Consider the following 13,224-nt stretch of genomic DNA (forward strand, 5'->3'; position numbering starts at 1 on the left):
TATTTAAGTGTTTGTTTTACGCGGTTTTATCGCAAGGAGATTTGACGTTATGCTGTTGTCTGATCGCGACATTCTCAAAGCTCATGACGAGGGTCATATTGATTTGACCCCATGGACCCCACAAATGGTCCAGCCTGCGTCGATTGATGTGCGGCTCGACCGATTCTTCCGATTGTTCAATAATCACGCTTACACCTACGTGGATCCTGCAGAAAATCAGGGGGAGTTGACTGAGCAGTTTGCGGTTGCCCCTGATGAACCTTGGATTTTGCATCCTGGCGAGTTTGCGCTTGGATCCACTTGGGAGTATGTGAAGTTGGATTCCACAATTGCTGCGCGCTTAGAAGGCAAAAGTTCGCTTGGCCGTCTTGGAATTTTAACTCATTCCACAGCTGGGTTTATTGACCCAGGTTTTGAAGGCCACATTACTTTGGAGCTTTCAAATGTTAGCACTCTGCCAGTTAAATTGTGGCCAGGTATGAAGATTGGTCAAATGTGCTTCTTCAAGCTGAGTTCTCCTTGCGAAAATCCTTACGGGTCTTCTGTTAATGGATCTCACTATCAAGGTCAGCGTGGTCCAACACCATCTAGGTCTTATGAGAACTTCTATCGCGCAAATTTGGAAGATTAAATTTATAAGATTATAAGATTAGAGTTGAAAATCTAGATTTGAAAGTCTAAATTTGTAAGATTAGCAACGAATATCAAGAAAAATCAGGGGAAAAGTAGTAAACTTTCAGGAACTTATCAGCTAACGTACTAGCAGCACTAAGGATTATGTGTTTTCATAATATTAGTGAAAAACTTAAAAAGTAATTCACGAAAGCTTATTCATATTTTTTCCTTTAATTTAAACCCCGACTTAAACGGTCGGGGTTAAATTTTTATGTAGCGTTTATGCGTTTAGCGCAGTGTTCGGATTACAAGGGTTATAAATGCCAAAGCTGTGCCGTATGCTGTAGATATGACTAATCATAACGGTGTGATCTCAGATGAGTTCGACAACGGCGAGTTTGACAATAACGACAATAATGGCGATTTTGGCAGTGAGGATTCTGCTGCAAGCGCTTCAAATGGTCTACATGCTGGTCGCGAATCTAGTGTTGTTCCAGGCAGATTCGGCGAAGATTTACATGTAAACGCTGCTAAGTATTCTCGCGGAGAAGCGTCGGCTTACGCTACAAGACCTCTTCTTTTGCTTCTGCACGGGTGGGGTTCCAATGAGGATGATTTGCTTGATTTGCTGCGCGTTGTTGCCCCTTATAATGATGCGATTTCTTTGCGCGCTCCGCTTCGATTAGATCAAGGCGCTTACAGCTGGTTCCATGATGCTGTTCCTCAGGGAGATGACTTAGATCGAGATATGTATGCTGCAGCTGCTGCAATTGACGAGTGGGTTGCTGCGAACGTTCCTGAAGATCGCGCTGTTGTGCCATTTGGTTTTTCGCAGGGTGCGGCTCTTGCTGTTCATATTCTCAGGCTTAACCCTGAACGTTATCGTGCAGCCGTTGCGCTTTCTGGCTTTGTAGCTCCTAATATTGCCAAGGATATTTCTCTTAATGATGATGTTCTTGCAGATCTTAATACGCCTGTTTTCTTTGGTTATGGTTTGGATGATGCTGTTATTGCTCCTTACGAGTTTTCGGCGGCTGCAGCCTGGCTTGAGGAACATACGTGGTTGGAAGAGAAGCGTTACCGAGGGCTTGACCATGCAGTTCACATGGAAGAACTTGGCGATATTCGCTCTTGGTTTGCTTTGCACAATATTTCTTCGGGGCTAATGTGACTTTGTGCGCGCGCGAATATGTTCCGCTAATGCAAGAGGCATTGCGACTTGCGCAAGTTGCTTCCGATTGTGGAGAGGTTCCAGTTGGCGCTGTTGTTGTAGATGGTTCTGGTGTGATTATTGGCCGCGGCTCTAATCTTCGCGAGCGAGACGCGGATCCTCTTTCTCATGCAGAAATTCTTGCGATTAGGCAGGCGGCAGTATCTCGCAAGTCTTGGAATCTTAGCGATTGTGCGCTTGTTGTTACTTTGGAGCCTTGCCCTATGTGCGCTGGGGCGATTTTACAAACGCATATAAAACGTGTTATTTTTGGCGCATGGGATTCAAAACTTGGCGCATGTGGATCTGTTTGGGATATTCTGCGAGATCCTCATGTTGGCTCGCATCCGCAAGTTTTTGGTTCTGTTTGTGAATCGGAGTGTGTTCAGATTCTAAGCGATTTTTTTAAGAATTGCAGGTAGGTTTGATTTACTCAAGTCTTTTCTAGCTTTGTTTAGCCTTGTTCAATATAGTCTAGTTTTGTCTTCTTTTATTGTGTCTTATTTAATCTTATCTACTCGTATTTTTAAATTATTTTATTTTACTAATAATTATTTTAATAATATAAATTTCTTAATATTTTTATCTTGCAATTGCGCTTTTTAAATGTTATAGTTGCGGTAACGTTACCGCACAAGGTTTGCTACGGAAGCGAGAAGAGTGTGAAAACGTTATCTCATAGGTGACTTTGGTCAGCGCTGATGAAGCTACTTAGTGAGATTGAGGTTAGTAAAAACATCATATGCATAGATGCATAGTGTGATTCTCTCAAAAGAGAGGAGTATATGAAAAAACGTAATTTAGAATATAGAATACAAGAGAAAATCAGAGCATATAAATTGCAATGTAAATAATCTTAAATGCTGTACTTGTATAGTTTTGTATAGTGTTACCGATGGGAGGTGCTATGACGTATATTACGATTCGCGATGTTGCACAACATGCTGGAATATCAGTGTCAACTGTGTCTCGTGCATTAAACAACACGGGTCGTATATCGGCAAACACCAAGGCAAAAGTTGAGCGTGCGGTTGCTCAATTAGGTTATATCCCAGATTCGCGCGCGCAAGCAATGCGATCGTTACGCACAAAAACAGTAGGACTGCTTGTGCCAGACATTCGTAACGCATATTTTGCCGAACTCGCTTACACTGTTCAAGACTCATTGTTTGAGGCAGGCTATTGTGCATTTATAGGAACATCATCTGAAAGTGCATCTCGTCAAGATTCATTTATAACCAGTATTCTTTCGCAACGTATTGATGGGGCGATTATAGTTCCTCAGGGTGAAGTTACTGAAGCTATGAGAAAGCTGATTGAGCAGCGACTCCCTATGCTGTTTATGGATCGCCACGTAGAACCGCAAGCTGGCGGCTTAGAACACGTACCAGTAGTTGATTCAGACCCAACAAAGGGCATTCGTGATGCGCTGTTAGATGTTCTGCAACATGGTTTTCACTCAGTTGGCTATATTTCTGGCCCGATTATTGTTTCGCCTTCGTTGCAAGAACGTGAGCAAGCATTTAGAACCGTGGCTTCAGAGATATTTGGCGAAGAGCATGTATTCGTAGAATCAACAGGATTTGACCAGTCGTCGTGTGCAAGCGTAATGCATCGCATGATTAATGTTGGAGTGAAAGCTCTTATTATTGGCTATTCGCCAGATGCGTTGCGAGTAATGCAAGTGATGGCTCAAGAAGGATTAGTAATAGGCAAAGATATATCATTGATTTCTTTCGATGATGTAGAAGTGTTTCGCCTAGCAACTCCACGTATTTCTGTGATTTCACAGCAAGTTCAACGCATTGGCCAGATAAGTGCTGCACTATTTTTAGATATGCTTGAAAATAATGGTGACGTTAAATCGCAGAGTGTAGAAACTGTGTATATCCCTCGCGAATCGCTGGGGCGAGCATAGATTCATAAAAAGCTGCAAAACATATCGTCATTACTTAATGGTTTATCTATCAGTATTTCAACTGATTATTGCACTGTAACTTTGTTGTATGTGTATTAATTGTTTGAGTGGACATTGTTCGTACTTTGTACTTTGCACATTGTACTTAATGTTTTATTCGCAATTCGCAAGTCAATATAAACGTAACTAAACAAACAATAACTTGACGTAATCAATGGTAATTTCGCGAGCGCATTGATGCTATAGCGAAGGAAGAGGCTAAACATGACGGAGCTGTCATTAGTAGGAGTATCGAAAATATTCGGTAATTCTACTGTAGTTGACAATGTGTCAGTAAAAGTAAAGCCAGGTGAAGTTCATGTTCTACTTGGTGAAAATGGTGCTGGCAAGTCAACTGTTATTAAAATGATGAGTGGCATTTATCAGCCAGATAAAGGTCATATTGAGATTAACGGTAAAACGGTGCGTATTCCTAATGTAGATGCTGCGCGCAAATTAGGTATTGCTGTAATACACCAAGAGTTAAATTTAGTGCCTGAACTTTCTATTATGGAAAATCTGTTTCTTGGCATGCTACCAACCAAAGCTGGTTTTGTTGATCGTGCAACTATGCGATCTAAAGCAAAAGAGGCATTGCAAGTTATTGGCTTAGAAGAAGATGTAGATAGGCCAATGGGAGAGCTTGGAGTGGCTCGTCAACAAATGGTAGAAATTGCTAAAGCGCTTATGCAACATGCATCTATTCTTATTCTTGACGAACCGACAGCAGCACTTACAAAACGTGAGTGTGAACAATTATTCAGCATTATTGCAGATTTGAAATCTAAAAATGTTGGAATGGTATTTATTTCTCACCATTTGGATGAGATTGCGCGAGTTGGAGATGTAGTAACCGTACTTCGAGATGGAAAATACGTTGACACTGTTAGTGCAGATGTTCCAGAAAAAGAACTTGTAAGGTTAATGGTTGGACGCGATATAACTAATCAGTTCCCACATGGAAACAGGCATCAAGGCAAGGAATTGCTAAAAGTAGAAGGATTAACGCGAAAAGGTGCTATTGAGGATGTGTCTTTTAGCGTTCATGCTGGAGAAGTCGTTGGACTTGCAGGCTTGGTTGGTGCTGGTAGGACTGAGGTTCTTCGTGCAATATTTGGAGCGGATACTTACGATTCGGGATCTGTTTCAGTAGACGGAAAAGCGATTCCTAAAGCAAATATTGCTGGCAGCATTGCTGCAGGTCTTGGATTAGTGCCAGAAGATCGTCGCGTGCAAGGTCTTATTTTGGAGGCATCTGTTGCAGATAATCTTGGAATCTCTACGTTAATTCCTACATCTCATGCTGGTTTTGCAGATTTAAAAGGTCAGCGTGTGCATGAAGAAGAAACTGCAGAGAAATTGCGTATTCGCATGGCAAATATTGATCAGCTTGCTGGTTCGCTTTCTGGTGGAAATCAGCAGAAAATCGTATTTGGCAAGTGGTCTATGGCAAACGTAAAAGTGCTGCTTTTGGATGAGCCTACTCGTGGCGTTGATGTTGGCGCTCGCGTTGAAATCTATGAGCTTATTAACAATATCGTTGAAAACGGTGGAGCAGTACTTATGGCTTCATCAGATTTACCTGAAGTTCTAGGAATGTCTGATCGTATTCTCGTAATGTCAAACGGCAAGATCAGTGGAGAACTTGCTGCTAGCGAGGCTACGCAGGAAAAGGTTATGGAACTTGCTGTAACGCATCTTAGTGAATCAGATAAATAGGAATAAATAGCAATAAATAACGATAAACAACAATAAACAACATGGCGTGAAGTCATATTGAAAAATTAAAAATTGAAAGATTACTTGTAAAACGTAAAAATTGCGTTCTGCAGTTTGAAAAGCGCAAATAGGTGCTGTGAACTGTTGGAAACTCGTTAAAGGAGTATTTGTTATGAGTGCTACAAAGAGCGAAAAATCTCACCGTTTAGGGTATGGTGCAGACGACAAAGGATTTTTGCCAACGTTAAAAAAGTTTGCATCTCGTAATGGTGCACTTATTGGTTTGATTATTTTGTGTGCAGCGCTTTCTTGCGCTACGCCTGCATTTTTAACAAGTGTAAATATTCTCAACGTTGGCATTCAAGCTGCTACGGTAGCAATTTTGGCATTTGGTCAAACTTTCGTAATCGTTTCCGCTGGAATTGATTTGTCGGTTGGTGCAGTTGCTGCGATTTCTAGCATGCTTGTTGCTTACACTGGCGCTTCTATGGGCTTACCTCCAATATTTACTATTATTATTGGTGTAGCTACAGGTGCAGTTTTTGGCTTAATTTCTGGCGTTGCTAATGCTTTTCTTAAGCTGCCGTCGTTTATTGCCACGTTGGCAATGATGTCTGTGGCTCGTGGACTTACGCTGGTTGTTTCGGATGGTCGTCCTATTTCCACTTCGGGCATGGTGAATTTCTTCGGAGCAACAATATGCGGAATCCCTATGCCAATAGTGATGATGATTATTATGGGCGTTATTTCCGCAATAATCTTGAACTTCACTACTACAGGTCGTTCAATGTATGCTGTTGGCGGAAATATGGAAGCATCTCGTCTTTCTGGCATAAACATTCATAAAACTCAAATTATGGTGTTTATTCTTTCTGGTGTTTTTGCTGCTGTAGCTGGTTTAGTGATTGCAGGGCGTTTGCATTCTGCTCAGCCTCAAGCAGCTACCGGTTACGAGATGGATGCTATAGCGTCTGTGGTTATTGGTGGCGCATCGCTTTCTGGAGGCAAAGGTAAGATTTCAGGCACATTCGTAGGCGCAATACTTTTGGCTGTTATTCGTAATGGCTTGAACATTTTGAACGTTTCTTCCTTCTGGCAGCAAGTTGTTATTGGCTTGGTGATTGCGTTTGCTGTAAGCCTCGATACTTTGCGACGCAAGGAAGATACTCACTGAAATAAGGCATATTAAGCAATTAATAGACATATTAATAATCCGTAGAAACTTGATCTCCTTGCTTAGAAGGGGGGTGTTTATAAAGGTATTGACTTAATGGTGGCAAGCATCAATGCCTAAATGCAGCAAAAATATAATAAGAAATCTAACAAAAATCTAATAAAAATAATTTAAATTATAACTGAAAACAATTTAACAATATGGTAAATAAATGGCAAAAACATCAGCCTTATTTATGCAAATAATGTTTTAAATATTGTGATTTGCGATTAATAAGGCAATAGTCAAAGGAGATATGATGAATTATCTAGTTATGCGCCGTGGTATGAAGCTCGCTTGTGCTGTTGCAGCAGCATCGGCTCTTGTTTTCAGCATGAGTGCGTGTGGAAATGCAAGCTCTAGCGACAAGGTTGCGCTGTTAGTGTCTACGCTAAATAATCCATTCTTTGTGGATTTGCGTGATGGTGCGCAAGCGGAAGCCAAGAAGCTGGGAGTTGATTTACAGGTTTCAGATGCTCAGAACGATTCTTCTAAGCAGCAAGATCAAGCTCAAAACGCGCAATCTCAAGGTGCTAAAGCAGTAATTATAAATCCTGTGGATTCCGATGCTGCTGGCCCAGCCGTTGCGCCACTTCTTAGCTCTGGTATGCCTGTGATTTCTGTGGATCGTTCCGTAACTGGCGAAAAAGTTACTTCTCACATTGCCTCCGATAACGTGGCAGGAGGTGCTCAAGCTGCCGATGCGCTCGCTAAGAGCATGGGAGAAAAGGGCGAAGTTCTAATTTTGCAAGGCATCCCAGGTGCTGCTTCTACGCGAGATCGTGGCAAAGGTTTTAAGGATCGCATTAAGAAGTATCCAAATATTAAGGTTGTTGCGGAGCAGACTGCTAACTTTGATCGTGCTGAGGCGTTGAACGTTGCAACCAACTTGTTGCAATCTCATCCGAACGCAGCTGGCATTTACGCCGAGAATGACGAGATGGCATTAGGTGCAATCCAATCATTAGGTGCTAAAGCTGGTAAAGATGTTAAAGTAGTTGGCTTCGATGGTACTGCCGATGGCATGAAGGCCATTAAGGCTGGAACAATGGCTGGCACTATTGCTCAGCAACCAAAGGAGCTTGGGCGTTCTGCCGTTGCTGCAGCTGTAAAAGCTATTAAGAAGCAAACTGTTCCAAAGACTGAGCCAATTACTGTGAAAACAGTTACAGCAAAGAATGTAGCTGATTTCGAGTAATAGTAAATCAAGTAGTACAAAAAAGTAGTAAACCAAATAGTGTGAAAAGTGTACAAAAAGTAGTACAACATTTATATGGCGTTGAAATCGTTGACTTGTATGCTAAGCGTAACAATTAATACGATTTTATTGCATATGCAACGTGTATGTTGTCATCGTTTTCAACGCCGCACTATTTGTTGTTTTTTAATATCACATTATTTTGGATGCATTATTTGTAAATATATAAAAAGTAAATATTTAAAATAAGTAAATATAAATAAGTAGATATTTAGTCTTATAACAATCATTACAGCAAGCATTTAAGCTTGATGAGCATTTGCTATTATGCGATTATCACTGTTGATAGTCACTAATGCAAGGTAAAAATTTAATATCATAAGGAGAAAAATGTTAACTCATGGCATCTTGAACTCGCAATTAGCGGCTGCTCTGGCAAAGCTTAGGCATAAGGATCAATTTGTTATTTCTGATTGCGGATTACCAGTTCCACAAGGCGTAGAAGTAATAGATTTAGCTTTAGTGTTTGGAATTCCACGATTTAGCGATGTGCTGAATGCAATCAAAGCTGATTTGGTACTTGAATCAGGCATAATGGCTAAAGAAGCATGCAATAAAAAGCCAGAAGAGTGGGTAAAAGAATCCTTAGGCGTGCCGCTAACATACGTTCCACACGATGGCGATGAAGGTTTTAAAGCTTTAGTTTCACAAGCAAAATTTGTGATTCGTACAGGCGAAACTACGCCATATTCCAACGTTTTATTGCGCTGTGGCGTTCCTTTCTAAATTTCTAAATTGTGGTGTTCTTTTATAAATTTTTAATATTAAAGATTAGTTGCTGATTTAGGAGAAAAATGCATTGTTATAGTAAGCTTGATTCGTTAAGTGGATTAGAAAATATTGCGTCGTTCCGCTTAAACGATTTAAAAGTTACGCAAGAGAATATGCAAGAATCACATAAAGCGGATTCAAACGCTATTGCAATAGTCGGCTCTATGAATGCGGATTACACTATTGTGGCAGATCGTCTTCCTAACCCAGGAGAAACCATTAATGGAAACGAGATTCGCGTGTTGCCAGGTGGAAAATCTGGTAATCAAGCTGTATCGGCTGCAAAACTCGGTGCACACGTTAAAATGTTTGGTGCAGTTGGCAATGATTCCAATGCTGATTTTCTCCTAAATTCTTTGCAATCTTCCGGAGTTGATACAACTTGTGTTCGTCGCGTGGAAAATAAAAAGAGTGGCGCAACTGTGATTACTGTAGATGCGCATAGTGGGGAAAATACTATTGTGTATGCTCCAGGATCTAATTCTTTAGTAGATTGTGAGTATATTCAATCGCCGTTAGTAAAATCCGCTCTTACTAGCGCAAAAGTTCTTGGTCTTTGTTTAGAAAGTCCTTTAGAAACTGTAACTATGTGCGCACAACTAGCGCATGAAAATGGCGTAAAAGTGCTTCTTAACGATTCGCCATTTTTAAACAAGTTGCCTAAAGATTTGATTGATTCTGCGGATATTTTGCTTGTTAACGAGCATGAGATGGCGCAACTTTTGAATATTGAAGAGCCAGATGATGGCGATTGGTATTCTTTTGATTGGAATCATGTAGCTCACGCTATGCATGATTTTGGCTTTGATGAAGCTGTAGTTACTCTTGGCTCTAAAGGCTCTGTAGTGTTGGATTATTCAAAAGAGGATTGCGTATGCATGATTTCCCCTCAGAGCGTTAAAGCTGTTGATACAACTGGCTGCGGTGATGCTTTTATGGGCACAATATTAGCTTGTTTGTCTGTAGATATGCGTTTAGACGAAGCTGCCGCGTTAGCGTCTTATGTTTCTGCGTATGCAGCTACTGGTTTTGGCGCTCAAGCTTCTTATGGCACAGTTGAACAAATTCGTCAATTTTTTAATGTTTAAGTGACTGAGTTGTAGGTGATTGCGATATACGCATATTTGTGAGCATTATTAGTTGGTAATTGCATTTTAAATAATACAAAATTTTGACATTCTCAAAAAACTGTGTAATATGCTATAAAAACCAAAAAGCAGTTGGCTGATTTTAGTCACTACAATCAGCTTTACTGCTTTTTACTATATTCATAGTCGCTTCGACGAATTTCCATGTATGTACGAATTTCGCCTAAGCACATTTTTACCTAAAAGGAGGTGTCACTATGAGTGGCATGAAATATGCAATGATCGGTTCTGGAGCTATGGGGTATCGCTATGGCGTTTTGTTGCAGGAAACGGCTGGCATTCATGTTGATTTCATTGATGCCTGGGATGAAAATGTGAATAAAGTTCGCGAGCAAGGCGGCGTAATGGTGAGCCGAGATCATGAAAATCGTCATCTTGTGCCAATCAATATGTATACCCCTGAGGATTATGACGGCGATCCAGATGTGTGGATTGTGTTTATGAAGCAGATGCAACTTGCTCAAATGTTGGAGCGTTGCAAGCATTTGTTTAAGGATCATCAAGTTGTTTTTGCTGCAATGAATGGTTGGGGTCATTTCGAAAAGCTTCAGCAGTATTTCTCGGATGATCGTATTTACGGTGGTACTGCAATGATTGCAACCGTGCTGAATGGCCCGGGCGACGTTGATTTTATTGGTAAAGTCGGCGTTGGCACAATGAATATGTGCGCGTTGAATGAGCAGGTGAGCGATGTTGAGCTTGCTATGCGAGATGATTTTAAAGCTGCTGGCTTGAATCCTACTATTACGGAAGATTTCAAGGGTACTTGCATGGCGAAGGTAGTTTTTAATTCCGTAGTTAACACTTTGTGCACAATGTATCAGATTCAAATGGGTCAGTTTATTTCTTACCCAGGAGCTATGGATATGGCTCGCCAACTTATTGACGAGGCGTACGACGTGTGCGATCGTGCAGGAATTCGTATGGTTAATACGCGTCAGCAGGAGTTGGAGGCTATTGATTACGTGAGCCGAGTGGCAAATCCTTTGCACTATCCTTCTATGTATCAAGATATGAGTCGTGGACGAAAAACAGAGGTTGATTATATCAATGGCTATATTGCGAAGCTTGGTCGAGAAAATGATTACGTGTGCCGCACGCACGAGTTCTTAACGCACGGAGTTCATTTGGCGGAGCTTGCATTTAAATTGCATAATCAGCAGTGATTTGGAGAGCATTCTACAATTCGTACAATGAATGAAAAGGAGACACGGCTCGTGGTTTTTACTACGGGCCGCTTTTTATTATCCGCGCGTAACATCTAATATGCTGATAAAATTTAGAGTCTAAAATCATAAATACTATTAAATAAATAAAATTATTTGTAATAAATAAAACTGTAATAAAAATACTTATTGACGTAAATTAATGGGGAATGTATGACTACTTTTGACAGATCGAATTTGCCAGAATCCGTGCGCACAAACGGTGCTACGCCAAACCCTTGGTGGGCGAATGCAGTTGTGTATCAGATTTATCCGCGAAGCTTCCAAGATACTAACGGCGACGGAATCGGTGATTTGAAGGGCATTACTTCGCGTCTTGATTATTTGGCTGATTTAGGTGTTGACGTGCTTTGGCTTAGTCCTGTTTACAAGTCTCCGCAAGACGATAACGGCTACGATATTTCCGATTATCAAGATATTGATCCGCTTTTTGGCACTCTAGAAGATATGGACGAGCTTCTGGCAGAAGCGCACAAGCGCGGGCTTAAGATTGTGATGGATTTAGTAGTAAATCACACTTCCGACGAGCACGCTTGGTTCCAGGCTTCAAGAGATGCTTCTAGCGACTACGCGGATTGGTATTGGTGGAGACCAGCGCGCAAAGGTTGCGTTCCTGGGGAGCCAGGTGCTGAGCCAAATAAGTGGGGCTCGTATTTTGGCGGTTCTGCGTGGACTTACGATCCAAAGCGCGGCGAATATTACTTCCACCAGTATTCGCCAAAGCAGCCAGATTTGAATTGGGAAAATCCTGCGGTTCGTGCTGCCGTGTACAAGATGATGAATTGGTGGATGGATCGCGGAATTGACGGCTTCCGCATGGATGTGATTACGCAAATTTCTAAGCGCGTAGATAGCGAAGGGCGTTTACCTGGAGAATATGGTTCGCAGATTGAAGATGCGCCAGCAGGCGATGACGGCTACTCTTCTCCGTATTTCTTCTGCTCCGACGGCCCTCGTTTAGACGAGTTTTTGCGCGAGATGCGCGAAGCGGTTTTCAAGGGTCGCGAAGGTTTCTTAACTGTTGGCGAGGCTCCTGGAATTTCCGCGCATCGAAACACTTATATTACAAATCCTGCTAATGGTGAGCTAGACATGCTCTTCTTGTTCGATCAAGTTAATGTTGATTGCGCAAATGGCACTAAGTGGAATCCTATTCCTCTTAAGTTGACGGCATTAAAGCGCGCAATGGCAGATCAGCAGCAGGCAGTTAGCGAGGCTGGTTGGGCGAGCCTGTTCTTTAATAATCACGATCAGCCGCGTGCGCTTTCTCGCTGGGGTAGTGAGGCTAGCGATGAGATGCGCGTGCTTTCCGCTAAGTCTATTGCAATGCTCTTGCACATGCACCGTGGCACTCCGTACGTGTATCAGGGTGAAGAAATTGGCATGACTAACGCGCACTTTACGCGTCTCGAGCAGTATCGCGATTTGGAAGCGTTAAATATGTTTAAGCAGCGCGTAGAAGAAGCGCATATTCAGTCGGCTGAGTCGATGATGGATGCGCTCGCAAAGCGCGGTCGCGATAATTCTCGAACGCCTATGCAATGGAATGCGTCTAAATATGCGGGATTCATGCCTTTTAATGTTCCGTCGCAAAATAATGCACAGCCGTGGATTAGCGTGAATCCTAATTATGTAGATATTAACGCTGCTGAGCAAATGGAAGATTCGGATTCTGTTTATTCGTTCTACAAGCGTTTGATTGAGTTGCGTCATTTGCAGCCTGTTGTTTCGGCTGGTTCTTGGAATTTGATTGATGCGGATGATGAGTGTGTTTACGCGTTTATTAGGAAGGTTGAGCAGACTTGTGAGAATGCTAAGGCAGATGAGGCAGGTCTTGAGCATGGTGTGAGTTCTTCAAGCGCGGTTGCTGGCGATTCTTCCTCTGTCTCGATAAAGAAGCTGCTCGTAATGGTAAATATGACGGATTCGTCTGTGGCAATACCTGCTCAAAGTGCCGAATTGTTGCGTAATATCGCCTCTAATGGCGTATCGTATGATGATGTGATGATTTCTACCTACAGCGCGGATCATGCTCTTAAATCACTTAAAAATGGCACGCTTGCGCCTTGGGAGGGAATCGCTGTTAGCTTGCAATAATTATTTTGAA

At 41.9% G+C, this 13,224-nt stretch carries 11 protein-coding genes; all 11 read left to right on the top strand.

Annotated features, from left to right (window positions below; translation table 11 throughout):
- Positions 1–49 precede the first annotated feature (49 nt).
- The 11 genes from dcd to HXT25_RS03390 all read left to right on the top strand — a co-directional run bounded on the left by dcd (position 50) and on the right by HXT25_RS03390 (position 13,214).
- Positions 50–631, top strand: a complete 582-nt coding sequence (gene dcd / locus HXT25_RS03340; RefSeq protein WP_014554278.1) for a dCTP deaminase — start codon at positions 50–52, stop codon at positions 629–631.
- Between the two features lie 333 nt (positions 632–964).
- Complete coding sequence (locus HXT25_RS03345; protein WP_014554279.1) at positions 965–1,786, top strand: alpha/beta hydrolase; 822 nt, start codon at positions 965–967, stop codon at positions 1,784–1,786.
- Entirely contained in the window at positions 1,783–2,247 is a 465-nt protein-coding gene (locus HXT25_RS03350; protein WP_004113892.1) for a nucleoside deaminase, read from the top strand. Before HXT25_RS03345 ends, HXT25_RS03350 begins: the two co-directional genes overlap by 4 nt.
- A gap of 485 nt (positions 2,248–2,732) precedes the next feature.
- Positions 2,733–3,743 carry a substrate-binding domain-containing protein gene (locus HXT25_RS03355; protein WP_422118663.1) on the top strand — a complete coding sequence of 337 codons (1,011 nt, stop codon included), beginning with the start codon at positions 2,733–2,735 and terminating at the stop codon, positions 3,741–3,743.
- A gap of 264 nt (positions 3,744–4,007) precedes the next feature.
- A complete protein-coding gene (locus HXT25_RS03360; RefSeq protein ID WP_422118664.1) occupies positions 4,008–5,501 on the top strand; it encodes a sugar ABC transporter ATP-binding protein in 1,494 nt (497 codons plus the stop codon).
- Positions 5,502–5,673: 172 nt separating this feature from the next.
- Entirely contained in the window at positions 5,674–6,675 is a 1,002-nt protein-coding gene (locus HXT25_RS03365) for an ABC transporter permease (RefSeq protein ID WP_422118665.1), read from the top strand.
- A 298-nt stretch (positions 6,676–6,973) separates the two neighbouring features.
- Complete coding sequence (locus tag HXT25_RS03370; RefSeq protein ID WP_004116565.1) at positions 6,974–7,912, top strand: D-ribose ABC transporter substrate-binding protein; 939 nt, start codon at positions 6,974–6,976, stop codon at positions 7,910–7,912.
- A gap of 390 nt (positions 7,913–8,302) precedes the next feature.
- Entirely contained in the window at positions 8,303–8,698 is a 396-nt protein-coding gene (gene rbsD, locus HXT25_RS03375; protein ID WP_004116568.1) for a D-ribose pyranase, read from the top strand.
- Positions 8,699–8,766: 68 nt separating this feature from the next.
- A complete protein-coding gene (locus tag HXT25_RS03380) occupies positions 8,767–9,831 on the top strand; it encodes a ribokinase (RefSeq protein ID WP_422118666.1) in 1,065 nt (354 codons plus the stop codon).
- A 257-nt stretch (positions 9,832–10,088) separates the two neighbouring features.
- Complete coding sequence (locus tag HXT25_RS03385; protein WP_004113883.1) at positions 10,089–11,057, top strand: ketopantoate reductase family protein; 969 nt, start codon at positions 10,089–10,091, stop codon at positions 11,055–11,057.
- A gap of 213 nt (positions 11,058–11,270) precedes the next feature.
- The gene (locus tag HXT25_RS03390) at positions 11,271–13,214 is read left to right on the top strand and encodes an alpha-glucosidase (RefSeq protein WP_422118667.1); all 1,944 of its coding nucleotides are present in this window, start codon (positions 11,271–11,273) and stop codon (positions 13,212–13,214) included.
- Positions 13,215–13,224 lie beyond the last annotated feature (10 nt).

This window comes from Gardnerella sp. DNF00476, assembly GCF_049262735.1.
Taxonomy (GTDB): Bacteria; Actinomycetota; Actinomycetes; order Actinomycetales; family Bifidobacteriaceae; genus Bifidobacterium; species Bifidobacterium vaginale.